The following is a 25,561-nucleotide window of genomic DNA, read 5'->3' on the forward strand; positions in this document are numbered from 1 at the left end:
GCCAACAAATCAGCACCGAGCGGGTTCATACCTTAGTCTTCGGCGTGCCCCAGCGGACGCCGAACCAGACCGCGGCGAAGAGCGCGAGCACGTTCCCCAGCCAGAACCACCACGGATGCGGAAACGCGCGGAGGTTCATCAAACTCGCTGCGCCAAAAAATGCGGCCACCAACACGCCTTGGCGGAAATGCGACGTCAGCGAAAACCGCGTGGCCACATACACGGCGGCGATAAATCCGATCAGGTAACCAATCAACACGCCGATAAATGCACTGGCGGGCAACGCGGCGATGTAGGCCTTCATCATCTCCTGATTGTTGGGATCGAATCCCGCCGGCGCAGGATGCAGTTTCATACTAACCATCTGCGATACGGAAATTGCCACAACACCGAGCACGAGTCCGGCGAGCAAGGCGAGGCAGTTGCGAATAATAATTTTCATGAGCGCCGTGACGCTGACACTTTTTTTCCGGCCGCCAATCCTGCATCGCTGCGCCCAACGCATTCAAAAAGAAAGCCCGCTCTCGCGAGCGGGCTTGGGCCAATCGGCGCTATTTACGTCAGCATCAGAAATCCAGCGTCACTTTCACGAACACGAAGCGGCCTTCGCCGGAGTGCGTGAGGTTGTCGTAGCCGGTCGAAGTGGTCGAGGTGTAGGCGCGGGGCGGATCCGTATCGAGGACGTTGTTCGCACCGAGCGTAAACGCATAGCGCTCCGACAGCCGATACGTGACCTGCGGGTTGAAGAGCCAGAGATCTTCGATCTCGTTCAACAGGCCGTTGCCGCCGAGCGCCGTGGACGCCACGCCGATGTCGTCGTAAGCGCCGATGTAGTTTGCGAACACGGACGCGCTCAACGCGTCTTTCTTCCAGCTGAGGGAAAGATTTCCACGCACGCGCGGCGTGGCGAATGTCCCCACGCTTTCAAACGTGTCGAAAGACAATTCGTTGAGGTAAGTCATCGTCGCGCTCGCGAAGAAGCGACCGAACGACGCGGTTTTCCATTCATAACGCGCGCTAAAATCCCAGCCACGGTAGCTCTGGCGCGCGGTGTTTTGAAAACTGTCGTTTACGAAAAGCAGCGAACCCGGCAAACCGGCGGCGATATCGGCCGGAGTTTGCGCGGCGCGAATCACGCGGTTGCCGAAGATCGGGCTGGCGAGCTCATTGTTCAGGATGACGCCTGCGCCAAAGTTCGCGATGACGTTGGTGCCTTCAAATTGGAAGTAATCGACGGCGAACGTGAAGCCGTGGAGGAAACCGAGCGCGCCGTTTTTCTGCGGCTCAAACAGGAAGCCGCCGTAATACACGTCGGTCGTTTCCGGTGTGAGGGTGGAATTGCCGATGGTGACAATCCGCAGTTGCCGCGGCGCATCCGCCGGCCGGCGCGGGTCAACCACGCTGCCCGAGCTGAACGATACCGTGCCGCCGTTAAAAAGCTGCGGCAGATCGGGCGCCTTGAACGCTTTCGAAAACGAACCGCGCAACAACAGCCACGGCAGCACTTTCGTGCTCACGCCGATCTTCGGTTTCGCGGTCTCGCCGAAGTCGCTGTAATTTTCGAAACGGCCGGCGACTTGAATCTCCGTGCCTTTCACAATAGGCACACGCACTTCGGCGTAGGCCGATTGCACTTTGCGATCACCCTGTGTGTTCTGGCCTTCACTGCCGCCGATGATCTGGCCGGCCTGTTCATCGGCCGAGCGAAACTGTGAAAGTTTTTCGTCACGACTTTCAATGCCGACCGCCACGCCCACGTCGCCAGCGGGCAAAGCAAAGACCGAGCCTCCCGCCGTCGCGTCGTAAAGGCGCATGCGTTGTCTGTCGCTGCGGTTGAAATTAGCCCGCAGAAAATTAATGAGCTCGGGATCGTTCGGTCCGAAGGGATTCAAATACAGCGTGCGGCCGGATTGCGGGCCGCGCACACCGCTGAGCGCCGCTTGCACCTGGCGATCGAGCGCCTGGTTGGTGTTGGTCGTGCTGACATCACTGTGCGAAGTCATCGCCGACGCTTCCCACGTCCAATCGCTGAACAACGTGCCGCCGAGACCCACGAGCATGCGCGGCGTGTCGGAAACATTATGCGTCGTGCGGCCCCCGAGTTCGACGAGGCGGAACACCAGGTTGTTGCCGCTGATGTCGACGCCGAATGGGTTGAACGGATTTGTCGCCGGGAAAATCAACTGTCCCGCCGGCGAAGTGCCTTGCTCCGAACCGCCTGAGATCGGCGCCGCCGCCGCGATACTGAGCCCGTCGTTACGATGCCACGAGAGCTCGGTGAACGCATAGACTTTGTCGGTCAGTTCGTGTTTGCCGCGCACGTAGAAGCCGTAGGTTTCGTTGAGCGGCATAAGGTCGGTGACCTCGTTGAAATTATACGCATGCAACGCGGCATTGTAAGTCACCGCGGCTGCCGCAGTCGGCGTGGCGGTCGGCGCGGAATAGGTGACCGTGCCGAGACCGGGCACCGTCACGCGGCCGGGATACGTGAGGCTGGAGCGTGCGTTTACACCCCCGTAATAACGCAAGTCGGCGGTCGCGGAGAAATCCCGGTCGCTCAACTTCAGCGCATTGCGATGCGCGTAGTCCGCCGCGAACACGAGGCTCGTCTTCGCCGTGGACGCACCAGTGACCACCGTGAATTGTTTGTAGAACGAATCGCTGTCGGTCGTGTTGCCGAGCGTCGTGGTCGTCGTGAAACCCGAGTAATTTTCGCGCAACTTGATGTTGATCACGCCCGACACCGCGTCGGAACCGTAGATCGCCGACGCGCCATCCTTAAGCACTTCAAGCGAATTGATTGCCGCCGGCGGGAGTGAATTGAGATCGAACACGGCGTTGAACCCGTTGTTGCCCGGGAGACCGAATGGCGCGGCGCGGCGACCGTTGATTAACACGAGCGTGTTTTGCGAACCGAGGCCGCGCAGATTCAGCGTGCGCGCCGAACTGGCAAACGTGCTCGTGCGCTGCGGGTCGATGGAGCCGCCGGTGTTGAACGGCAGATTGCGAATCGCATCACCGACCGACGTGTAGCCAGAGAGGTCGAGTTCCTCGCGCGTGATTTGCACGATCGGTTGCGGGCCTTCGGAATCGATGCGCTTGATGCGGGAGCCGGTGACCTCGAATTTTTCGAGGCTCACCGTTTGCTCCGCCGGCGCGGAAGTGGGGGCATTGGTCTGAGCCAAAGCGGCGTTGGCCGCGAGTAGCGACAAGACGGTAAACGCGATCGCACGCGCTCCGGCCTGCCGCACAGGGTTGTGTGGTGTGTTCATGGTGTGGTGTTAACGCGCCGGTTTTTGCACCACACATTCGCAACACAACGCGCCGTCGATTTAGCCCACGGTTCTCGCGGTCAACGCCGCATTTTTTGCCACCAACACCGACGCTCACTCCAAAGATGGTCGGGCGATCGCTTTGTGGACGGCGCCCGTCACCGGCACTTTCAGCGGAAAAAATACGGCGCGATCCGGCAGCGCAAAGCCGCTTTTCGGCACCGTCGCGCGCGCGATGTCGATGGCGCGCGTCGCCACATCGTCGGGAATCGGTCGCGCGGTCGCCGGGATTTCAGGATCGAAATAATAACGCCGACCGTCTCGCTCGAAATAAAGCACGGTGTGACCGCGTTGCCCGGCACCACTGGTAACATAATACGCCAGCAACCGCGCTTCACCTAAATCGACCCCGGCCCCGGTCAATCGCCGTAGATACGCGATCGACTGAATAAAACATCCGTGCGGCAAGGGGCGCAGGGGCTCGATGTCGTCGGACTCGCGGGGCTCGACAATCGTGTAGCGCTCGAAGCCTCTACTAATTTCACGCAACAGCGGGCCATAGTTCGCCTTGTCCTGCGCGAGCCGGCCGCGCTGAAGTGAAAGACTTTCGGTGCCCGTGTTCGCGGCGTATAACCAGAGCCGGCCCTCGAGTTCAAACACGAGCGCATACACCACCGCGGGAAAAGCGGCGTTCGGGCGCGTGTTTTTGATCTTCACGACCTCCGACCAAACCCCGGAGCCCAGCAGCGCCTGCGCTTGAAACGCGGCCGCGCGCTCGTTCGCCCGCAGCGAAACGAACGCCAGCGCAAAACCCAATCCAAGGAGTAGTCCACGCAACCACATGCTCCTTCGAGAATCGCACCGGCTGCTCCAAAGTTTTTAGTTTTCGACGAAGCGATGCGATTGCCGCGACGAGATCACTCAACTGCGCGTTAGTTCGCAGCGGCGTCATAACGCCGTCGGTCAGATCGGTTTCAAAGTCGGGCGAAACGAATCGCGGATGAGCCTCGCACAGAATTCCGAGCCACGAATTTCACCAACTACACAAATTCCTTCAATTGGTGCAATTCGTGTCTCAGCCAGCTGCGCGCGAATACTTTTTCACCATCAACGCAATCGGCAGACCCACGCAGGTGATGTGAATCAGCAACTGCGGCCACGGGAATTTCGGCGCGAACACCACGGGCGTATGCAGATAAAAACTGCGGAACCACGACGCGAACGGGAGCACGGCCGAATTCATCAGCCCATACACGACCGCTCCGTAAATTATTCCACTGACCACCGCGCGTCGCGTGAGCACGGAAAGCTTCCGGCTTAGCGCGTAAAAAATCACCGCCCACGAAAACGCCACGGCGAAGTGGAGCGCGAGGCCAAACGCCATCGACGCCGCGCCGAGTTCGAAGCTTTGTTTGCCCAACAATCCGCTCGCGACAGCCTGCAGAATCCGGCCGGGCGTCGCGCCGCTGGCGAAGTAGGCGTGAGTAAATGCAGCACAAATATCCAGCACGCCGCAAAGTAGCCCAGCGGCGACGATCGCTGGGCGCGCGCCTTGATTCTCTGGGCGGAAAGCCGATTCCGTGGCCGTGGCAGTCATGTTCACAATTATGGGTTAGTTTTTCGAAGTCCTTGTTCGCAACCTGCTATCGATCAGCACGGCGGTTTTTGCGGCCAACATGGTTCATCGAAAGAGTTTCGCATCACTTCAGCCGATCCAGCACCGAGCGGTAGCTTGGGCCGATAGGGAGTTGCGCGCCGTCGTCGAGTTCCATGCCGCGACTGCGCGCCATCATCGGCACGACGCGACGCACGCTCGCGAGATTCACGATGGTGGATTTGTGGATGCGCACAAACTGCGCGGGATCGAGCGACGACTCGAAACGCGTCATCGTCATGCGCACGAGCAAGCGGTGGTTATCCTTGAGGTGGATTTTGGCGAAGTCGCCCTGCCCTTCGACCCAGCGGATGTCGCGCTGGTTGATGAAATGCAGCTGGCCGTCCGCCTTCACGACAATGCGCGCGTGTTCGTTTACCGGCGTCACGGGCGCGCCGACGCCGCCGTTTTGCTGGAGGTGCGCGAGCAACGTGCGTAAGGTCTGCTCCGTCGCGGCGAGCGCGCCGCTGCGCAAGCGTTGTTTCGCCCGCTCCACCGCGGCATCGAAACGCGAATCGCTAAACGGTTTCACGAGATAATCGACCGCGTGATGATTAAACGCCGTGAGCGCGTGCTGGTCGTAAGCCGTGACAAAGACGACTGCGGGCCGCGCGGTGGCAGGCAGGCGCTCGATCATCTCCAATCCCGTCATCATCGGCATCTGCACATCGAGAAACAGCAGCTGCGGCTGGAGCGCACGGATGAGTTCCAGCGCCTCTTCGCCGTCCATCGCTTCACCGACGACTTCAATTTCAGGATCTTTCGCGAGCAAACCGCGCAGCGCCCGGCGCGCAGGTTTTTCATCGTCAATGATGAGGGTTTTTATGCGGTTCATGGGGAAATCGGTTCAACTTTCTCTGCGGCTTCGGGGAAACGCAGCGGAATTTCGATCGTGATGATCGAGCCTGCGGGGCCGTTGAGCACGGCTTCGAGTTTTTGGTGCTGGCCATACGTCAGCTCCAAGCGCGTGCGCGTGGAACTGAGGCCGATGCCGTGGTTTTCGGCTTCGCTGGCGTGCCGGCCGCCCTCGGCCGGATCGTTCGCGACTTGTAATTGGAGGCGGTCGCCGAGGCGCCGCGCCGTCACCGTGACGCGACCGGGGTTGCGACGCTGCGCGATGCCGTGCTTCACGGCGTTTTCCACGAGCGGTTGCAGGATCAACGTCGGCACGAGCGCCTGCAGGCATTCTTCGTCCGCGTCGAATTTCGTCACGAGTCGCTCCTCGAAACGCACCTGCTCCACCGCAAGGTAACATTGCGCGTAGTCATACTCGCGCCACAACTCGATCTCTGGCCGCCCGGAGTAGTTCATAAGTTGCCGCAGCAACGACGAGAGCTTCGCGAGCGCCTCGATGGATTTGGTCGGCTGACCTTCGCGCACGAGCGACGCGATCGCGTTGAGCGAGTTAAACAGAAAATGCGGCTGCACCTGCTGCTTGAGCGCGGCGAGTTCGGCCTGCGAGAGTTGGGTGCGCAGCTGCTCTTCGCGGAGTTCGGTCTGGCGACGCTGCCAGTTCACATCAGTCACATACGCCACGAGCAAAATCGCCCAATAAATATAGAAATCGATCAAGCTGTAGGCACCCAGCTGGGTATAAACGGCGCTCAACGCATAGAACCGCAGCTCCCAATAGCCGAAGGTGATTTCGATAATCCAGATGCGCACGACGTTGCCCATGGCGAAGCACGTCACGGCCGCGAGAAAATGCAGCGCGATCACCACGACGAGATTCGAGTGCCGGCGGTTCAACTCCCGACGCAGCCAGAAAATCACCGGCGTCAGCCCCGCCCAAATCCACGCCCGGTAAAACTGCGACGCCACCGTCATCACGTGTTGGGTAAAAGTGAAATCGCGACCGTCCCCGGCCGTCGCGACATACGACTGCAAGATGAGCAATAAGCCCAACGCGCTCCACACCCCGAACAGGAAGCGCCAGGCAAGCCGGCGGTTTTCTGGCATGCGGACGGTTAAGCCTCCCGCCTGAGCAAACGCAAGCGCCCGACCGTCGCACGCAACCCTCACGACAGCCAAAAAAGACGCATTCACCGCAGATTCGCGCCGTTGATCGCACGCTGAGTCTCGTTGGTCGATTTTATCAACGCAGCCTGATCGATCGGGTTTTACGCCAACAATTTGGTTTAACCACGAATGAACTCGAAGACACCCGAATAAAAAAACGTCCCGAATAATCTGCGTCCAACTAAAATGCCCCCTTCTTCGAGTTCGTGTCACTTCGTGTTCATTCGTAGTTTTCCGGAGAATTAGACCGACCCACAAATCCTGTCATGTCCGCGCCCGTGCGTTGACTCATTAATTCAGCGCGGCACGAATATTTGAACCATGTCTCTTCCCACCCAATTCTCCGGAGTCACCGTCCATACCAAGGCCAACGTTTACTTCGACGGCAAAGTCATCAGCCACACCGTGCTGATGCCCGATGGCGCCAAGAAAACCCTCGGGCTGATCTATCCCGGCAGCTACCACTTCGGCACCGGCGCCCCCGAGCGCATGGAAATCGTCGCCGGTGCGAGCACCGTGACCCTCGACGGTCAAACCGAGAAGAAAGACTACGCCGCCGGCACCCATTTCGACGTAGCCGGCAACAGCGGTTTCACGATCGAAGTAAAATCCGGCATCGCCGAATACATCTGCTCGTTTTTGTAACGCCGATAATCAGTGTGCCTGCACGCTGGATAAGATGGTAACACGACAGCTCACGCCACGCAGTTTCTCAGGATGCAGTGCCATACTTCTGGCAAATTCGCGCGGCATAGCCGCAACTAGTAAGCTGGTCTCACCCCTCGATTTAATCGATACGTTAAATCGCGTCACAGCGGCTCTCGTTTCTGCAATTCAGAACAACGATGGTGTCATTCATACTTACGTCGCCGGAAGTCTTGTGGCGTATTGGCCACCCTCGAAGATGCCAATGACGGCCGGCTGCGGTCACTGGCTTGATGAGAGCTAAACAGACTGCATCTGGTCGCAAACAAGCTCGCGCGACTACTACGTAGGGCTATCTTCGGCCCCATGCGTTTATGGAAGATTGCTTTGCTCGCGATGCTGGCGCTGACCAGTTCGCTTTTTGCAGCGAAAGATAAACTGCCTAACGGGCTCTACGCGGAATTCACGACGCCGCACGGTGTGTTCACCGCGGAATTATTTTATCAAAAGGTGCCGCTGACCGTCGCGAATTTCGTCGGCCTCACTGAAGGCACGATCGGGCCGAAATCCGGCGACAGCACCCAGCCTTACTACACGGGGTTGAAATGGTATCGCGTCGTGCCGGGCTTCGTCATCCAGAGCGGGAATCCGAAAGCACCCGAAGAAAGCGAGCCGGGCTACAGTTTTTCCGACGAATTTGCACCCGGCCTCAATCACCACGAGATCGGCACGCTCTCGATGGCCAACGGCGGCCCTGACACAAACAGCGCGGAATTCTTCGTCACCCTCGGCGACTGCACGCGCCTGAACTACCTGCACAGCGTTTTCGGTCGCACCGTGCGCGGGGTCGACGTGCTCCCGAAAATCAAAGCCAACGACGCGTTCTCGGTAAAAATCCTCCGCGTCGGCGCGGCGGCGAAGGCGTTCAAGGCCGACGAAACCACTTTCAAAGCGCTCTCAGCCAAGGCGCCGAAATACGTCGGCGAAAAAGATCCCGGTCCCACGGCGCACTTCGACGATCCCGATCTGTTGATTCCGCTGCAACCTCCGCGCGCCGCGAATTTCAACTACAAGCTCGCCAACTTCGAGCGCACGACCGGCGTGCGCATTGTCGCTCGGCTGTTCAGCAAATCGCCGACCGCCGAGCAAGATGCCGTCGCCGGTGCTTTCATGAAAGCGCTCGCCACCCAACTGGGCACCGCGAACCAAGGCGCGCTCGCCGTGTATTTCGCCGACGAAGACGACTGGCGCGTCTGGATCGGCGACAAATCCACCGCCGCCTTCTTCGGCAAAAAGGCCCGCCGCGCCGACCTCGGCGAAGGCGCAGCCTTTCACGACGTGAAGGAGAAATTCCTCGCCGCCACCCGCGCCGAAGGCGACGCCGCATTTGAAAAACAAAAAGCCGCCGCCCCTGCCGACAAACCCCCGTTGCCCGCCCAGCGCCTCAAACTCCAGACCGACGCCGTCGTCGACACCCTCATCTCCATTCTCGAACCCAAATGAAATTCTCCCCGCTCCTCCTGACCGCCAGCCTGCTCGCCGCTTCGCAACTCGCCGCGAATCCGCTGCGCGACAGCGTCGTGAAAAAAATCGACTCGGACTACGCGCACCTGGAATCACTTTACACGGATCTCCATCGCTCGCCCGAGCTTTCGTTGATGGAGGAAAAAACTGCGGCGAAAATCGCCGCCGAACTCCGTAGCGTTGGCTTTGAGGTCACCGAAAAAGTCGGCGGCCACGGCATCGTCGGCGTGTTGAAAAACGGTCCCGGCCCCGTGCTCTATTACCGCACTGATCTCGACGGACTGCCGATTCTCGAGGAGACCGGCCTGCCTTACGCCAGCAAAACGCGGGTGAAAGATCTCTCCGGCAGCGAGGTCGCGACCATGCACGGGTGCGGCCACGACATCCACATGACGGTGTTCACCGGCACCGCGCGCGCGCTCGCCGCACTGAAAGATCAGTGGAGCGGCACGCTCGTATTTATCGGCCAGCCCGCCGAAGAAGTCGGCGCAGGCGCCCGCGCGATGCTCGCCGACGGCCTCTACGCGAAATTCCCGAAACCGGACTTCGTCCTCGCCGCGCACGACAGCGCTACGCTGCCCGCCGGCACCGTGGGTTTCATCGAAGGCGCCGCGTGGGCCAACGTCGATTCGATGGACATCACCGTGCGGGGCCGCGGCGGCCACGGAGCTTACCCGCACACCACGATCGATCCCATCGTGCTCGCCGCGCGCATCGTCACGACGCTGCAAACTGTCGTCAGTCGCGAGACGCGCCCGCTCGATCCCGCCGTCGTCACCGTCGGCTCCATTCACGGCGGCACGAAGCACAACATCATCCCCAACGAAGTGAAACTACAGCTCACGCTCCGCTCCTACACGGAGGAAGTCCGCCAGCGCACCATCGCCACGATCAAACGCATCTGCCGCGGCGAAGCGATCGCTGCCGGCGTGCCGGAAGAGCTCATGCCCGTCGTCGAACTCGCGGGCGGTCAGTTTACCCCCGCGACTTACAACAACCCCGAGCTCACCCGTCGCACCAAGAACACGATCGCCAGCTGGATCGGCGCGGACAACGTCCGCAACATCGACCCCGAGATGGGCGGCGAGGATTTCAGCCTCTACAGCACGACGAGGGAAAAAGTCCCCGCGACGATGTTCCGCCTCGGCGCCGTTGATCCGAAGCTCTACGCGGAATCGGTGAAAAATGGCACGCCGTTGCCGTCGCTGCACTCGAGTAAATTTGCGCCGCTCCCCGAGCCCACGATCAAAACCGGCGTCACCGCCGCCGTCGCCTGCGTGCTCGACCTGCTCGCGAAAAAATAGCCACCGCGCTCCACCCCGCCATGAAACGCTTCGCGCTCTTCGTTGTTTTGTTCACTTTTAGTCTTCAACTCACCGCCGCGACCAATGACGCAGCGGAAGTTCGCGCGGTGTTGTCGAAGCAACAAGACGCGTGGAACCGCGGCGACATTCCCGCGTTCATGGAAGGTTATTGGAAATCGGACGAACTGCGCTTCGCGTCGGGCGGCACGATCACGCACGGCTGGACAGCCACGCGCGACAAATACCTCAAAGGTTATCCCGACAAAACCGCGATGGGCACGCTCACCTTCGCTTTGCACGAGGTGACGCTGCTCGCGCCGGACACCGCGCTCGTGTTTGGCAAATGGGAACTCACGCGCGCCAACGACAAGCCGTGGGGCCTTTTCACGCTCACGATGAAGAAGACGGCGGAAGGCTGGCGCGTCACCAGCGATCACACGTCGAGCGCTGAGAAGTAATCGCGCCAATTACGCGCGCGAATATCCGGCAAATTGCCTTCCCTTTCGCAGCGGGCCGGATGCAGTGAAGGCCACCTCGTATGCGTCAATTCGGCATCCTTCTCATTCTCGGCGTCGTGCTCGGACTCATCGCGTGGCAGGCGCGCACGGGCATTTTTCGCCGGCACAGCCCCACCGACCAGCCCGCGAATAAATACATGCGGCAGGTCATGGAAAACCCGCAGCTCACCACGGAAGACGCCGCGATTCTCCGCACGCGCTATCACACTGCGCACACGGCCGAGTCAGGACTGCGCTATCTCGTCAGCAATCCCGGCACCGGCCCGACCCCGCGCGTCGGCGACGAAGTCGTGGTGCATTACGAAGGCCGTTTGCTCGACGGCACCAAGTTCGACAGTTCACATGATCGCGGCCGGCCTTACACGTTCCGCGTCGGCACCGGCGCCGTCATCAAAGGCTGGGACGAAGCCTTCGCCACGATGAAACAGGGCGAAAAACGCACGCTCATCATTCCGTGGTGGCTCGGTTACGGCGAGTCCGGCAAAGGCCCGATCCCCGGCAAAGCGACCATGGTGTTCGAAGTCGAATTATTGGAAATCCGGCGCTGAGCGAAGGTGGCGCGACTTCAGGGCGCGCCATCAACTCCGCAATTCAATTGGCGGCATTCACAGTCCCAGCAAACTTCCGTTGCGCTTCAGCCATTTCTCGGCGTCGCGCCACCACGGGCAGACTTCCTCGACGCGCGTCCAGAAACGCTCGGAGTGATTCATTTCCTTCAAGTGCATCAGCTCGTGGAAAATAATGTAATCGCGCACCGAGTCCGGTGTCTGCACCAGCCGCCAGTTGAGCGAAATCGTGCCACCCGCCGAGCATGAGCCCCAACGCGAGCGTTGGTTCCGCACGGTGACTTGTTTCACATCAACGCCGGTTTCGGCGGAAAGCTCCCACGTGCGTCCGGGCAGTTCGATTTTAGCGCGCCGCGCGAAATGCGCCTCCAGCGTCGGCCGCAGATCGCCTTCGATCGACGCCACGCGAAACACATCCGCCGCGAGGCACACTTGGGGCTTCTCGCCCTGCGCGGCGATGCGCACCTCATGCATTTCCCCGCGCCACAACACGTGCGCGCCCACCGTCCACACGCTCGCGGCGCGCGGCTTTTGCGCCTGCCGCGCCCGCGCGCGCTCCAGCCAATCTTGATGCTGGTCGAAAAAACGACGCGCCTCGCGTTCCGAACCGCGCGCGGGAATCGTGACCATCGCCACGCCGTCGCGTCGCAAGGTCAGCCGGTAACTATTCGCGCGCGCGCTCCGCACAAACAGCAGTTCGGGATTCGCCTGCGGGCTGGTCTGGAAAAATTCCTGCTGTTCGACGCTCACGAGCACACTGGGTAAGCGCGACCGCTGCACAATGCCAGCCACTAAATTAAAGCATGCACGGTGGCTGCATTAGGGTGGTCGCCGGTCTCCGCACCGGCGACCACCTTTACACCCGCACAATCTGCCAGCGCAGCGGCTTACCTGCTTCAATCGTCAACCACGCCCAACTCGCCGGCGCGCCGCGATTCGGCCGCGTGATGCAGCCCGGGTTCAACCAGCGCACGCCGCGTTCATCGGTTTCATCGCGCGGCACATGCGTGTGGCCGTGCAACACCACGCGCACATCGGACGGAATGCGGCGCGGCGGCACATGCGTCAGGAAAAATTTCAACCCACCGCGCTCCAGCTGGAGTTCCAGCGGCCAAAGTTCGTGCGCCTCGTTATTACCGAGCACGATTTGCATCGGGATATCGAGGTTTTGAAATTCCACGAGCGTGCTCGGCTCGCACACATCGCCCAAGTGCCAGATTTCGTCCGCACCTTTTAAGCGCTGCGGAAAGCGCGGCGGGTAAACGTCGTGGGTGTCGGAGATAACTGCGATGCGCATGGTTAGCGGGTCGCCACCGTTACACCCGAGCCGATCAACATCGTGCCCGCCGTGCGATTCAACAGGCGCAGTCGCGAGGGACTGTTAAAAAATCGCCGGCTGCTGGCCGCCGCATACGCATATACCGCCGGAATCGCCCCGACCGTCAGCACCACGATGCCGGCCATCGCCACGGCGTCGCTTGCGGAAATTTTTCCAAGATCGATAAAAGTCGGGAGCAAGCCCGCGTAAAACGCGATCGTCTTCGGGTTACTGATCGTCACCAAGAATCCCCCGACGAAGCTCCGGCGATACCCGCGTTTCCCCGGCCCGGCCGTTTCGGAAGAGACCAGCGCCGCCGGCCTCTCGCGCCACAGTTTCACGCCGAGCCAAATCAAATACGCCGCGCCGGTCAGTTTGACGGCGATAAAAAGCTCTCCCATCGAACGCGCCAGCGCCGCCATGCCCAGCACCGCGAGCGTGAAATAAATCAAGTCGCCCAGGATGAGCCCACCAATCATCGCCAGCGCCTCGCGAAATCCGCGCCCGATCGCGCACGACACCACCGCGAAAATTCCCGGGCCGGGCAAAGCCACCGCAATGGCGAGGGCGACCGTAAACGCCGCGAGAACAGAAAAGTGCATGGCGTGGCAGCGTGGGAATTTCCGCCTCGGCTGCAACTACGCAGCGCGTCAAGCGACGGTCGCTTTCTCCGCAGTGACTTCGCCGAGTGGCACGTAAGGATCTTCGCGCAACGGAGCCACCGTCTTACCTGCGAGCAGTTGCCACCACACGCGCGCGCTCGCCGCGACCACGATCAATACGAGCACCATGAATGTGCCCGTCACGGCGACATCGACGTAATTATTGAACACTTGCGCGTTCCACAGCTTCAGCTCCGCCGCGGTGCCGCCTCCCGCAATTTTAGACTCGGCTGCGCGGGCAATTGCGAGGAACCCGACTGGAGCAGGACTAAAAATTTTCATCCAGCCCGCCGTCATCGTCACCGCCATCAACCACGCGAGTGGCGCGAGCGTCACCCACGCGTAGCGCGCGCGGCCCATTTTGATAAGCACTGTTGTGCCGAGCGTAAACGCGATGACCGCGAGCAACTGGTTCGCCACGCCGAAGATCGGCCAAAGCGAATTGATGCCCCCGAGAGGATCGATCACGCCTTGATAAAGAAACCAGCCCCACGCTCCGACAAACAGCGCCGTCGCGAGCGTGTTGCCGGCAAACGATTTGGTATCGCCCAGTTTTTTTGAAAACAGCCCTAGCAAATCCTGCACGAGAAACCGCCCCACGCGCGTGCCGGCATCGATCGTCGTGAGGATGAACAACGCCTCGAACATGATAGCGAAGTGATACCACAGCGCGAGCGCGCCCTTGCTGCCGACCACACTCGCAAACATCTGCGCCATGCCGACCGCGAACGTCGGCGCGCCGCCCGTGCGGCCAATCATCGTCTTCTCGCCCATGTCGGCTGCGAGCGTTGCCATTTGCGCCTCGGTCACGGGAAAGCCCAGCGCGGTGACTTTTGCCGTCACCACGGCGGCTTCGCCCTTCATGTTGATCGCGAAATATTCGCCCGGCTCCATCGCGCACGCGGCGATCAACGCCATGATGCCGACGACCATTTCCGTCACCATCGCGCCGTAACCGACCACGCGGATGTGACTCTCACGCGTGAGCAATTTCGGCGTCGTGCCCGAGGAAATCAGTGCGTGGAAACCCGACACCGCCGCGCACGCGATCGTGATGAATACAAAGGGAAACCACGGCCCGGCCACGACCGGACCGGTGCCGTCGATAAACTTCGTCAACGCCGGCATTTTCAACATCGGCCCGATCACCACAATCGCGAGCCCGAGCGCGATCACCGTCCCGATTTTCATAAATGTGCTCAGGTAATCGCGCGGCGCGAGCAGCAGCCACACAGGCAAAATCGAAGCGAGCAACCCGTAGCCCATGATCCACCACGCGATCGTCGTCCCGCGCAGCATGAACCATTTTTCCCAGGCCGTGCCGTGCACAAATTGCCCGCCCCACACCGCGGTAAGCAACGCGACGACCCCAAACACACTCACCGCCACGAGCGAGGCCGCGCCGCCTTTGCCGTAACGCATCCAGCAGCCCATGATGATCGCAATCGGCATCGTCGCCGCGATGGTAAACAGGCCCCACGGACTTTCCGCGAGCGCGTTGACCACGACCAACGCCAGCACCGCGAGCAGAATGATCATGATCGCGATGATGCTCACCAGCGCAGCGATGCCCGCAAACGAGCCCACTTCCTCGCGCACCATTTGCGCGAGCGATTTTCCACGGCGGCGCACCGAGCAAAACATAATCACGCAATCATGCACCGCCCCGCCGAGCGTGGCTCCGACCAACATCCACAACATGCCGGGAAGAAATCCGAACTGCGCCGCCAGCACCGGCCCGACGAGCGGCCCCGGTCCCGCGATCGCGGCGAAGTGGTGACCGAACACGACCCACTTGTTCGTCTTCACAAAATCTTTGCCGTCCTCGTGCACGACGGCGGGCGTCGCCCGCAATTCGTCGAGCGTGAGCACCTTTGCCATCAGCCACGCCGAGTGAAACCGATACGAAACCGCAAACACGCACAGCGCCGCCACGACCATCCAGAGCGCGCTGACTTGCTCGCCACGCGACCACGCCAGCACGGCCACCGAGCCGACACCAAGCGCCACGACAAGACTCCACACGACGATCTTCAACCAAAGGGGTAACTTCATACAGGGGTAAAGGTGCGGCGATGCCAGCGCCGTCCCCCACCCGCCGCAACGGCAAACTCAGTCACACGCGCGAGTGAAATTTCACCGCAGCCCAAAGTGGAGCCCGACCTCAGACACAGTAATGGAGGTTGCTCGCTTGCGAGCAACGTGGCGCACGAGCACGCCACCTACACAGCCTCATTGGAGGCGGGGCCATCAGCCCCGCGACGCATCACGATCGCTAGCGTAAACTCGCGGGGCTGATTGCCCCACCTCCAACTGAAAGAGCAGTTACGTCAACCGTCGCGCGGCGGCCTGCGCTTTCAGGCACAACTCGGCGGCCTTGAATGCGTGCGCCTGGCTCATCGCGGTCTCAGTGCGATTCAAACAATCAAGAATGAAATCGCCGAAGAAACGAAAGCCGACCTGTCCCGTGACATTGAGGCGCTGTTCGCCCTTGTCATCCACGAGGTAGAGTTGGTCGCCCTGTTTATCGCGTGCGACATCGATATATTTGCGCAACTCGATGTAGCCCTTCGTGCCGAGAATCACCGTGCGGCCGTCGCCCCACGTGCCCAGCCCCGGTGGCGTGAACCAATCCACGCGCACATAATTGCTCGCTCCGTTGTCGCCAATGAGCGACGCCTCGCCGAAATCCTCGAACTCGGGCGTGTCGGGATTTGCGTAGTTCGCGATCGCCGCCTGCGTGACCGTCGCATCCGTCGCGCCGCTGTAGAATAGAAATTGTTCAAACTGGTGGCTGCCGATGTCACAGAGGATGCCGCCGTATTTTTCTTTTTCGAAAAACCACGCCGGCCGGCCCGTGCCGAGCCGATGCGGCCCAAGCCCGAGCACTTGGATCACGCGGCCAATCGCGCCGCCGTGGACGAGATCGCCCGCATACATCGCACACTCCACGTGGAGGCGCTCGCTGTAATACACCATGTATTTACGGCCGGTTTTCGCCACGACCTCGCGCGCTTGCGCAAGTTGATCGAGCGTCGTGAAAGGCGTTTTGTCGGTGAAATAATCTTTGCCCGCTTGCATCACCCGGCAACCGATCGCGCCGCGCTCACTCGGAATGGCCGCCGCCGCGACGAGTTTTACGGCAGGGTCAGCGAGAATTTCGTCGAGCGAACGGGCGACCTGCACCGACGGAAATTTTGCGCGAAACGCCTCCACTTTTTTCGCATCGGCTTCGTAAACCCATTTGAGTTCCGCGCCAGCCTCGATGAGGCCGTTGCACTGGCCGTAGATGTGGCCGTGCTCGAGAAACGCCGCCGCGAATACAAATTCGCCAGACTTCACCACCGGGCGCGGTTTGCCCTGCGGTGCGTAATTCATGCCGTCGGATTTTTGGCTCATACGAAAAGATGCAGCGGGAAAACGAAATCAGCCACGCCAAATAATCTGCGCCCCGTCGGCGCTCTGCAAATGGATCACTTCGGGCGCGCCACCATGATGTGCGGAATAATTTTGCGAAATTTCCGCCGCGTCTTTCTCCGAAAAATCATCCTGCGTCAGCGCCATCACCGCGCCGCCAAATCCGCCGCCGGTGAGCCGTGCGCCGTAAACCTTTGGATGTTTTTCGAGCAGATCGACGAGATCATCGAGCGCGCGCGTGCTGTTTTCGAACAGATGCTGCGAGCTGCGGTGCGACGCCGTGAGCAATTTACCGACGGCGGAAAGATCGCCTTTTTCCAACGCGCTCGCGGTTTCATGCACGCGCGCGTGTTCACCCACGATGTGTTTGGCCCGCTGCGCGACCTCGGGTGCGAGCTTCGACTCGAGCGGCGCGAGTTGCGCCGGCGTGAGATCGGCCAGCAACGCGACGCCGAGCGTTTTGGCGGCATCGAGACACTCGCGGTTGCGCGTCGCATACATGCCATCGATAAGCGCGTGTTTTTCGCGGGTGTTGAAAATCCACAGATGCGCGCTGCTTGGAAACGGCACCACGGAAAACACCGGCCCGCGACAATCGATGTGCACGAGATGCCCGAGTTTGCCGTGGGCGCTCGTGCCCTGATCGAGGATGCCGCACGGCACGCCGACGTAGTGGTTCTCCGCATGGCGGCCGAGTTTGGCGAGTTGGTCGGGCGCCAGGCCGTCTTGTCCTGCGACCGCGAGCAGCGCCAACGCCACCGCGAGTTCCAACGCCGCGCTGCTGCTCAAACCGGCCCCGGCGGGCAGATTTGAACTTACAAAAAGATCGAAGCCCTCCGGACGCGGCAGCCCGAAATCCTTTAAACTGCGCCAAACGCCGAGCGGATAATTCGCCCACGCATCCGACCCAGTGACCTTCGTGCCCGGATCAGCCGGCAATTCGAGCACGGCCGGGCCGTTGGCGCTAAACAGGCGCAGCCGTCCTTGCGGATTCGGCGAGGCGGCGACCCAAACGTAGCGGTCGATGGCCGCCCCGAGCACCGCGCCGCCGTTGTAGTCAGTGTGATTGCCGATGAATTCCACCCGTCCTGGCGCGCGCGCAATCACCACCGGCGCATGGCCATAGGTCTGTTTGAATTCTTGAATGAGGGAAGCGGTCTCGGTCGGGTTCACAGGAGACGCAAACTAGTTGCCGTCCCACCTCCGTCAACCTCGCGCCCCGCGTGCCCGCGACATACAAAAGCGGTCGCGAGTTCGCTTCAAAGCGAGGTCGAAACAGTGAGTCGGAGCCATTTTCGCAGTTAAAAAAGGAATCGAGAAAATCCTTGCGCAGGCCGGCTCGCACCGTAGCTTCCCCAATTCCGTGCTGGGTCCCCATCGTCTAGCCCGGTTAGGACACCACCCTTTCACGGTGAGAACCGGGGTTCGAATCCCCGTGGGGACGCCATCTTTAAAAGATGTGCAAGCAGCGCGATTTAAAGGAGATACCTCTACTTCAGAGGTATCTCCTTTTTCGTTAAAAGGCCAACCAATAGACCATTTCTATGCCGGTTGTATAAAATCCGTGCGAATGGGACCGCCACACACTCCATAGATTCCTATTTCCTTTCCGCGCCACGGGGCCGTATCAGGCCCAGAGGAAGCTCCTCCAGTCCAGTGAACATCATCCCCTGCCGGAATCCGACCGCAACGACGCGTTGGGTGATGCGGAAGCTTCCACGGAAATCCTCGGAGATCGAGCGACCGTCACCCTGGGCGTGGTGGATCAATTTTTACCGGCGATCTCGCGCTGGAGTGCGGCCATCGCGAACAATGGATTGTGGCCCACGTAGTCGCGGCACGGCTCATCGCGGCCGGAAGTTTTTCGTTTTAAAGCTGACGGCTCGCCGAGCATCGGATGATAGAATTCCCAGATCGTTCCGCTCCGGGCAAACTCCGCCGCGGTGGCATCGAGCGCATTTTCCAGCAGCTTGCGCGCGGCCTCACGATGGCCGTAACGCACACACCCGCGCGCGGCCCAATACGTCATGCAATTCCACACTGGGCCGCGCCACATGCGGAGTTCGAATTTAGGATCGGACAGCGCCACCGTCGTCAGCGGATGCGGCGTGAAAAACTCCCGTGGATTCATCAAGTGCTCGGTGATCACGCGTCGCGCCTGCTCCGGGCTCGCCGCACCTACGACGACTGGCCACATGCCTTCGAAGGTCAAATGACGCTTCGCGGGATCGCGCACCGACCAGTGGTCGTAGAAAAATCCGCTTTGCTCGTCCCACAGTTCTTTTTGGATGAAACGCTGCAACGCCACGGCGCGGGTTCTCCATTCATCCGCCGGTTGCCTCAGTTGTTCGCTCCAGCGCGCGGCGTGGTCATACATCAGGTAAACGTGCGCCGTGGCATCCACACACGCCGCCGGTCCGGCAGGGCGGTTAAGAAAGCGGATGCCTTCGTCGACGCCGCTTTCCCACACGTCGCTCACCACATCGAGGTAATAAAAGCCACCGCTTGGCACAGCCCGCTTCGCCTCAAACCACCCGATTTGTTTTTTCAACGCGACGAGCGCTTCGCCGAGCACGCCCACATCGCCGGTTTTTTCAACGTAAGCTTCCACCGCGATCACCCACACAGCGGAGGAAATCCCTTGAACGGTTTAAACGTGGGCTGATCCGTTTCGATAATGGTTTCAAACCCCGGGTGCCCGCTGATGCCAAACGTCACGAGGCCGGGAATCAAGCCGTCAGGCTGCTGGCCCGCGAGTTCGTTGTGAATCTGGTTCCGCACGTGTTCCGGCGAGGCCCGCAACGTATCGAGGCGTTCATGCGTGAGGTCCCAATGTCCGAATGCGCGACCGCGCATGTAACCGGGCCCGAGCGATTCATAAGCGTATTTAAAAAATCCCGTCGCCGGGCTCACGCTTTGGCCATGCAACCGGGCGAGATAATTAAGCATCGGCTGCCATGCCGGCTTGCCGGCGGTCGCGACTTCCTTCGCCAAAGCCGCGTGCAGCGCCGCGCCTTCCGGCGTGCGAAATTCTTTTTCCGGCGCTGGCAATGCCGCGCGCGCGGTCAGTCCCGACGCGAGTAAGAGAGCACAAAAGCAGTTCAACCAACGCAGGGGGTAACGCATGGAGGGGAATTATTTCGAGCGGGTATTCACGGGCTTTTTCCAACCGGTTTCCGGCATTAACAGCCGGTTGATCACGACGCGCGCGGGTTTTCCGCCGACCCCTTTTTCGTTCACGGCGCGAACTTGCAGGGAATTTTTTCCCGGCGCCAACAACCACGTCCAGCGATCCGCGCTCTTTCGCCACGCGCCGGAATCTTCGAGCACTTCGAAATGACTGAAGCCTGGCGTGTAAGTTTCGAACTCAAGAAACACGCGGTCGTTGCCCGGCCCTTGCGAGGCGGTGATATGCACGGTGTTCAGATCCGGCCACAAGTCGCGCGCGCGGTCCGTGTAGTCCGCATATTGACCCTTGATCGGCGTGCGGCCGTCATACCAGCTGACGTAACCGTTCCAATAATAACCGCCCGCCGCGTGGTTAAGCGGACGCGGCAACGGCTGCTCGATGAAGTTCGAACGCGGCACCATGCGCACCATCCGCGATTCCACGAAGCCGGTGTAGCGGTAATTTTCATGATTCGCGTAGTCGAGCGAGCTACTCACCAGGCGCGGCGTGTCGGCGCGCGCATCGACCGTGGCGTGATCGGGGCGCGCATCCTTCACCCAATCGATCGGGCCATCCGGATGGAAAAACTCCAGGTAGCGTTCGTGGATTTCCAACATGCTCAACGGCACACCCGTTTCCGGATCGCATAAATTGTGATTTGGAAAATACGCGTCGAAATAAACCCATTTGCCGTAGTCGTTGCTCCAGATTTCCGCCACCTCGTGCGAATCGATCGCGACCAACCGGCCCTGCCAGCCCATGGCCTGACACAGGCCGACGAGAAACAAATTCTGCTGGATGCACATGCCGCCGCCGCCGCGACTCACACGCTCGACAATCGACAACGCGTCCCACGCCGGGAAATCCCCGGCCGGGTGCGTCCACTCCCAGCGTTTTTTCGCGTAATCACGCAACCGCACCATCGCCTCGAACTCTGTGCGCGCGCCGCGCACGACCTCATCAAGATTCTCCTGCAAACGCAGCGCTGCGAACTCCGGGCGATTCGGAGATTCCCACTTCCAATCGAGCGACGAATACCACACCGGTGCATTGTCCAGTTCGACCACGCGTAAATTTTGGTGCGAGGGAATCGGAAAATCTTCGCGGAATTCCGCACGCACCCCGAGTGCCGCGAGGGACGGCGACACCAACGGGTTTGCCGTCGCGAATTCCACTTTGAGTTGCACGTATCGGCGACTCGAGACCGCACCGGTCATGGCTGCGTCCAGCGTCGCACCTTCGCCAATTTTTTCATACGGCTCCCAGCCTTTTGCGAACGGACTCGGGTGACTTCCTTTACGCAGCGAATACACCAACGACGTCCCCGCCGGCATCGCGCCTTGGGCCGTGACCGTGAATTTCCGCACCGCGCGCTGGCGGGCGATCACCGTATCCGCATCGCCTTTCCACAAATCGATCACCGGCGTTTCCAACATCCCCGCAGTGACCTGACGCTTCAGTCCGATCCGCACGGAAAACTCCGCGGCCGTGCCATCGGCTAAACCGCAACCGGCGAGCCATGACTTTCCGCCATCCCGCGAGTGAAATGACGTTTTTCCCACCGGCGCCGGATCGCCGCCGCCGGTAACATATTCGTCCGCGCGCGCCACATTCAGCCGCCAACCCTCGGTTTCGGATTTCGCATCGGGACTGGAAAGCTCGATCACATTTTCGCCGGCCCTGAGCCACTCGACCGGAAACTGAATCCAGCGAATGGTTTCGTTGCCTTTACGCGGCGTGGCTTCAATGCGCGTCGCGTGCCCGTTGATCGACACCTCCAACGCACGGGCCAGTTTCGCCTGCGGAAAAACGTAAAGTTCCGCGCCGTGCGCACGTGGGTCGTCAAGCGTGAGGAGCTTTCGTGCCCGCCACTCGCCCCACACCACCGACGCGGACGGGCCCCTGTCGCTGCGTCCACCGCCCGCAGCGTCGTTTTCGATCAGCACGTGCTCGAACAATTTTACGCCGGCTTTGCCTTCAACCTGCAAGCGCCGCGCGAAACCGGTTTCGTAAACCTCGCGACCGGTTTTATTCCACGTCGAAAATTCATCGACCGCGGTGGTGACGCCGAAACCCACGCTGGTCGCCAGCAACGCCGCCAGCGTCGTAATTTTCGCGAACGTGTTCACGACACCGTGACGTTATCTTTCGCGACGGCGACACACTCGATCTCGTAGTGCAGCGCGATCGGCAGGCAATTCGTGATCGTGGTGCGCGCGGGCAGCGGCTGGGAAAAATACTCGCGATACAGCTCGTTGTAGCGTCCGAGATTAGCATCGTCGCGGAGGTAATTCCTCGTCTGCACGACGTGTTGCAAATCACTGCCGGCGGACTCCAGCACCTTGCGCAGATTTTCCACGGAGCGGCGAAACTCGCCCTCGAAGGTGTCCGCGACGATCTTGCCGGTCGCGTCGACCGACGCCTGGCCGGAAACAAAAATCAAATCGCCCACGCGCACCGCCGGGCTGAATGGCAAGTGCGACGTCGGGGTGTTACTGTCCTTGGGATACGTGACGGAGGTTTTCATAAAATTTGGCAGGTGAAATTTTCGACGGGATCGATCGGCCAGACGGGCCGGCGTAATTTTTTCCACGGGAGCGCGGCCAGGTTGCCCGAACACGGGCCGGGCGTGTCCACGTAATGCGTTTCGCGGGAGATTCGGTCGTAAGCTCGCTTGTGCGCGACGGCGGCTTTCACCCCGATAAACGCAAACTCCGTCGGCTCGATCCCCTGGCTGCGCAGCTGCCCGAGATCGAATGGCGGCGTCTTGCGACTCGTGAGGAGAATCGTGACTCCACCCGCGCGCACCACGGCGCACGGGCCCATGTCGTAACGCGTGCCGCTCATCGCCGCGAGGTGGCTTTGCGCATCTTCCAATTCAAAACGCCCGTCGCTGCGCGACACCAACGTGACCGCCAACTCCACGGGGCCGGCGTCTAACGAAGAGCCCCGACCGCCGATGGCGACGCGTTGCTCGGCCCCGACCGCGAGTGCGGCCAACGCGCTCACGGTGAGCGGATCGTTGATCACCACGAGCGCGCGTTCGACTCGATGCTGCACAAACGCCCGCAAGATTCCCGTGCCGTCGCCGGGCGCACCCGCGCCGACGTTGTCCGCCGGCTCCACGAGCAACACCGGCGGCTCGCCGGGCCCGCGCTTGGTTTTCACGAGCGATGCCACCATCTCATCGGCCGGCGGATATGTAACGCGGCCTAATTCGCGCAGCTCCCACGCCAGTCGCGCGCCCGCTTCGAGCACGCGATGATCGACCTCTTTCAATGCGGTTGAAACGACGCTCAGGGAAACGCCGGTCTCCGCCAGGTCGGTAAATGAAAATCCCGCGATGAGGTTGCATGCCCAGATTTCGGCGTGCGTGTCTTCGATGTGTTGCGCGTATTTTCTCAGCGCGCACATTGGATCTGCCTGCGTGCCGGTCGCGGGTGGCGCCCACACCAACGGCGGACGGCACCATGTCATGTGCGGCACGCGTTTTTCTTTCAAGCATCGCGCCAACAACGCCGTCGCGCGCTCGCCCGTTTGCTTGGCGTCGATGTGCGGGTTTTCGCGGTAGGCGACCAAACCGTTGGCGTGGCGACACATCGCGGGCGTCACGTTTGCGTGGAGATCGAGCACGCCAAAGATCGGCAGCGTCTCCGCGCCGGGCATTGCGCGGATGCGGCGGAGCAGTTCGCCCTCGGCATCATCGAACGAGGTCGTCGCCATCGCGCCGTGGAGCACCAGAAAAATTGCGTCGATGCCGGTCGCGAGAGCGAGGCGCGCAGCCTGCGCGAATTCGCACCAAAATTGTTCGAACGCGGTATCTTCGACGAGGCCGCCCGGCAGCGCCCACGCGTCGAGCGTCGGAATCACCGCGAAACCCGCTCGGGCCGCTTCACCCAAAAATCCATCGGTCACCGAGCCGTCACCGCCACGCGAAAATATTTCCGCGCCGCGAAACACTTTAAAGTCACTCCACGACGTCGTCTGCTCGATAAATCCGTTGGTTTCCTGAAACAGGCCCGCCATCAAGACTCTCGGCTGCGTCGTGGTCATGCGCGGGCGCGTTCACTTTACACCGGAACCGGCATGGGCGCGGGCCAGAGTTTGGCGTGCCGGCGCATGCCGACGGCGACGCGGCGCAGGGCCTCGTCGATATCGGGTTTGGTGTGCGCGAGACTGATCGACCACAAGCCGCGCTCGATGGCGCGCACGCCTTCTTCGAGCAGGCAGCGGCGGAGGTGCGCCCAGCGCGGCGCGTCGTGGCGCCGCACGTAATCGCGGTAATCGGAAATCGGGCCTTCGGTGGCGTCGGGCTGGAGCATCACGGTGTGAAAAACCAATCCCGGTCCTTGCGGACGCAACGGAATTCCATGCTCGTTCGCCAACTCCACGAGGCCCTCCATGAGTTGTTTGCCAAGTTTTTGAATACTCGCCGGGTGTTTCGATCCCTGGTCGAGAATCTGATCGAGACTCCATTTGCTCGCGACGAGGCAAAGCGGGTTGGCGTTCAACGTGCCCGCGTGGATCACTTCGCCAGAGAGGATCGTGCGCATCGCTGCGCGCGTGCCGGCCAGCGCCGCGAAAGGCGTGCCACCGCCGATGGCTTTGCCGAGGATCGTCAGGTCGGGACTGAAGCCGTAGTAGCCTTGCGCGCCACCGGCACCGAAGCGAAAGCCCGTAATCGTCTCATCGGAAATCATGAGCATGCCGTCACGATTACAGAGTTCGCGAATCGTGCTCATCAAATGCTGCACCGGCTCGATGCAGCACGTGTTGCACAACACGGGCTCGAACACGATGGCGGCGATCTGACCGCGGAATTCGTCCACGCGACGGCGGAGGTGCTCGACGTCGTTCCAGCGCGCGACGACGAATTTCTCCGGCACTTCAGGAATTACGCCTTTACTCGGATGCCGGTTCGACGGCGCTTCGTCATCGCCCCACGCGTTCACCGCATTCGCAAAGCCGGGCAACCCTTCGTCGCTCCAGCCGTGGTAATGCCCTTCGAAGCGCAAAATCAGCGGACGCCCCGTATGCGCCCGCGCGACGCGAAACGCGGACATTACGACCTCCGTGGCGGAATTGTTGAAGCGCACCAACTCCGCCGCCGGCATCATGGCCTGCACGCGTTCGGAGACTTCGATTTCGAGTTCGCTTTGTGCAGCCCAGTGCGTGCCGAGTTTTGCCTGCGCGGCGATCGCCGCCGCCATCTCAGCGGGCGCGTGGCCATAGAGGAGCGCGCCCTGGCCGAGCTGGAAATCGAGGTAGTGATTGCCATCGACGTCCCACAGGTTCGGGCCGCTGCCGTGCGAAAAGTAGAGGGGCACCGGGGCCTCCATTTTGCGAATGCCACTGTTAACACCCGCCGCGATGCTTTTTTGCGCGCGCTGGAAGAGTTCTGCCGACCGGGAGAAAGTATAAGCCATGAGAAAAACAGCCGCCAAACCCTCTGGACAACGTAGCCCTAGTTGAAGATTTCGCGTTTGCTACCGT

23 protein-coding genes and 1 tRNA gene are annotated in these 25,561 nt (G+C 60.9%); 6 read left to right on the forward strand and 18 right to left on the reverse strand.

Features of this window, described 5'->3' with window-relative positions; translation table 11 throughout:
- Nucleotides 1-25: 25 nt before the first annotated feature.
- The 6 genes from ACRRQW_RS06355 to ACRRQW_RS06380 form a co-directional block, all read right to left on the reverse strand.
- Nucleotides 26-442 (reverse strand): hypothetical protein, encoded by a 417-nt coding sequence (locus ACRRQW_RS06355; RefSeq protein WP_438480429.1) that lies wholly within the window; start codon nucleotides 440-442, stop codon nucleotides 26-28.
- A 124-nt stretch (nucleotides 443-566) separates the two neighbouring features.
- Nucleotides 567-3,272, reverse strand: a complete 2,706-nt coding sequence (locus ACRRQW_RS06360) for a TonB-dependent receptor domain-containing protein (RefSeq protein ID WP_438480430.1) — start codon at nucleotides 3,270-3,272, stop codon at nucleotides 567-569.
- 114 nt (nucleotides 3,273-3,386) lie between these two features.
- The gene (locus tag ACRRQW_RS06365) at nucleotides 3,387-4,115 is read right to left on the reverse strand and encodes a hypothetical protein (protein ID WP_438480431.1); all 729 of its coding nucleotides are present in this window, start codon (nucleotides 4,113-4,115) and stop codon (nucleotides 3,387-3,389) included.
- Nucleotides 4,116-4,347: 232 nt separating this feature from the next.
- Entirely contained in the window at nucleotides 4,348-4,869 is a 522-nt protein-coding gene (locus ACRRQW_RS06370) for a hypothetical protein (RefSeq protein WP_438480432.1), read from the reverse strand.
- A gap of 103 nt (nucleotides 4,870-4,972) precedes the next feature.
- Complete coding sequence (locus tag ACRRQW_RS06375) at nucleotides 4,973-5,761, reverse strand: LytR/AlgR family response regulator transcription factor (RefSeq protein ID WP_438480433.1); 789 nt, start codon at nucleotides 5,759-5,761, stop codon at nucleotides 4,973-4,975.
- A complete protein-coding gene (locus ACRRQW_RS06380) occupies nucleotides 5,758-6,885 on the reverse strand; it encodes a sensor histidine kinase (protein ID WP_438480434.1) in 1,128 nt (375 codons plus the stop codon). The genes ACRRQW_RS06375 and ACRRQW_RS06380 overlap by 4 nt, the downstream gene beginning before the upstream one ends.
- A 381-nt stretch (nucleotides 6,886-7,266) precedes the next feature.
- On the opposite strand from ACRRQW_RS06380, the gene ACRRQW_RS06385 reads away from it, so the two are divergent.
- From ACRRQW_RS06385 to ACRRQW_RS06405, 5 genes are all read left to right on the forward strand, one after another.
- Nucleotides 7,267-7,590: a pyrimidine/purine nucleoside phosphorylase gene (locus tag ACRRQW_RS06385; protein WP_438480435.1), complete on the forward strand. Its 324-nt coding sequence runs from the start codon at nucleotides 7,267-7,269 to the stop codon at nucleotides 7,588-7,590.
- A 366-nt stretch (nucleotides 7,591-7,956) separates the two neighbouring features.
- Nucleotides 7,957-9,093 carry a peptidylprolyl isomerase gene (locus tag ACRRQW_RS06390; protein WP_438480436.1) on the forward strand — a complete coding sequence of 379 codons (1,137 nt, stop codon included), beginning with the start codon at nucleotides 7,957-7,959 and terminating at the stop codon, nucleotides 9,091-9,093.
- Nucleotides 9,090-10,418, forward strand: coding sequence for an amidohydrolase (locus tag ACRRQW_RS06395; protein ID WP_438480437.1), 1,329 nt, complete (start codon nucleotides 9,090-9,092; stop codon nucleotides 10,416-10,418). Before ACRRQW_RS06390 ends, ACRRQW_RS06395 begins: the two co-directional genes overlap by 4 nt.
- Before the next feature lie 20 nt (nucleotides 10,419-10,438).
- Entirely contained in the window at nucleotides 10,439-10,876 is a 438-nt protein-coding gene (locus ACRRQW_RS06400) for a YybH family protein (RefSeq protein WP_438480438.1), read from the forward strand.
- An 80-nt stretch (nucleotides 10,877-10,956) separates the two neighbouring features.
- Nucleotides 10,957-11,484, forward strand: a complete 528-nt coding sequence (locus tag ACRRQW_RS06405; RefSeq protein ID WP_438480439.1) for an FKBP-type peptidyl-prolyl cis-trans isomerase — start codon at nucleotides 10,957-10,959, stop codon at nucleotides 11,482-11,484.
- A 57-nt stretch (nucleotides 11,485-11,541) separates the two neighbouring features.
- Here ACRRQW_RS06405 and ACRRQW_RS06410 read toward each other — a convergent pair whose 3' ends face one another.
- From ACRRQW_RS06410 to galK, 6 genes are all read right to left on the reverse strand, one after another.
- On the reverse strand, nucleotides 11,542-12,252 hold the full coding sequence (locus ACRRQW_RS06410; protein WP_438480440.1) for a M48 family metallopeptidase: 711 nt from the start codon (nucleotides 12,250-12,252) through the stop codon (nucleotides 11,542-11,544).
- Between the two features lie 106 nt (nucleotides 12,253-12,358).
- Entirely contained in the window at nucleotides 12,359-12,799 is a 441-nt protein-coding gene (locus tag ACRRQW_RS06415) for a metallophosphoesterase family protein (RefSeq protein ID WP_438480441.1), read from the reverse strand.
- Nucleotides 12,800-12,801: 2 nt separating this feature from the next.
- A complete protein-coding gene (locus ACRRQW_RS06420; RefSeq protein WP_438480442.1) occupies nucleotides 12,802-13,422 on the reverse strand; it encodes a LysE family translocator in 621 nt (206 codons plus the stop codon).
- Between the two features lie 48 nt (nucleotides 13,423-13,470).
- Complete coding sequence (locus ACRRQW_RS06425) at nucleotides 13,471-15,537, reverse strand: carbon starvation CstA family protein (protein WP_438480443.1); 2,067 nt, start codon at nucleotides 15,535-15,537, stop codon at nucleotides 13,471-13,473.
- 270 nt (nucleotides 15,538-15,807) lie between these two features.
- Nucleotides 15,808-16,881 carry a Gfo/Idh/MocA family protein gene (locus ACRRQW_RS06430; protein WP_438480444.1) on the reverse strand — a complete coding sequence of 358 codons (1,074 nt, stop codon included), beginning with the start codon at nucleotides 16,879-16,881 and terminating at the stop codon, nucleotides 15,808-15,810.
- A gap of 27 nt (nucleotides 16,882-16,908) precedes the next feature.
- Nucleotides 16,909-18,072 carry a galactokinase gene (gene galK / locus ACRRQW_RS06435; protein ID WP_438480445.1) on the reverse strand — a complete coding sequence of 388 codons (1,164 nt, stop codon included), beginning with the start codon at nucleotides 18,070-18,072 and terminating at the stop codon, nucleotides 16,909-16,911.
- 197 nt (nucleotides 18,073-18,269) lie between these two features.
- Here galK and ACRRQW_RS06440 point away from each other — a divergent pair.
- Nucleotides 18,270-18,346: transfer RNA gene (locus ACRRQW_RS06440), tRNA-Glu, on the forward strand.
- A gap of 318 nt (nucleotides 18,347-18,664) precedes the next feature.
- On the opposite strand, the gene ACRRQW_RS06445 is transcribed toward ACRRQW_RS06440, so the two are convergent.
- Genes ACRRQW_RS06445 through ACRRQW_RS06470 form a run of 6 tightly spaced genes read right to left on the reverse strand, consistent with a single transcriptional unit; the run spans nucleotide 18,665 to nucleotide 25,494 of the window.
- Nucleotides 18,665-19,510 carry an amylo-alpha-1,6-glucosidase gene (locus tag ACRRQW_RS06445; protein WP_438480446.1) on the reverse strand — a complete coding sequence of 282 codons (846 nt, stop codon included), beginning with the start codon at nucleotides 19,508-19,510 and terminating at the stop codon, nucleotides 18,665-18,667.
- 5 nt (nucleotides 19,511-19,515) lie between these two features.
- A complete protein-coding gene (locus tag ACRRQW_RS06450) occupies nucleotides 19,516-20,025 on the reverse strand; it encodes a hypothetical protein (protein WP_438480447.1) in 510 nt (169 codons plus the stop codon).
- A gap of 9 nt (nucleotides 20,026-20,034) precedes the next feature.
- Nucleotides 20,035-22,197: a transglutaminase-like domain-containing protein gene (locus ACRRQW_RS06455; RefSeq protein ID WP_438480448.1), complete on the reverse strand. Its 2,163-nt coding sequence runs from the start codon at nucleotides 22,195-22,197 to the stop codon at nucleotides 20,035-20,037.
- The gene (locus tag ACRRQW_RS06460; RefSeq protein ID WP_438480449.1) at nucleotides 22,194-22,595 is read right to left on the reverse strand and encodes a RidA family protein; all 402 of its coding nucleotides are present in this window, start codon (nucleotides 22,593-22,595) and stop codon (nucleotides 22,194-22,196) included. Before ACRRQW_RS06460 ends, ACRRQW_RS06455 begins: the two co-directional genes overlap by 4 nt.
- Nucleotides 22,592-24,121 carry a M81 family metallopeptidase gene (locus ACRRQW_RS06465; RefSeq protein WP_438480450.1) on the reverse strand — a complete coding sequence of 510 codons (1,530 nt, stop codon included), beginning with the start codon at nucleotides 24,119-24,121 and terminating at the stop codon, nucleotides 22,592-22,594. The genes ACRRQW_RS06460 and ACRRQW_RS06465 overlap by 4 nt, the downstream gene beginning before the upstream one ends.
- Before the next feature lie 17 nt (nucleotides 24,122-24,138).
- Nucleotides 24,139-25,494 (reverse strand): aspartate aminotransferase family protein, encoded by a 1,356-nt coding sequence (locus ACRRQW_RS06470; protein WP_438480451.1) that lies wholly within the window; start codon nucleotides 25,492-25,494, stop codon nucleotides 24,139-24,141.
- Nucleotides 25,495-25,561: the final 67 nt, after the last annotated feature.

The sequence above is a fragment of the Oleiharenicola lentus genome (assembly GCF_051660365.1).
GTDB lineage: Bacteria > Verrucomicrobiota > Verrucomicrobiia > Opitutales > Opitutaceae > Lacunisphaera > Lacunisphaera lenta_A.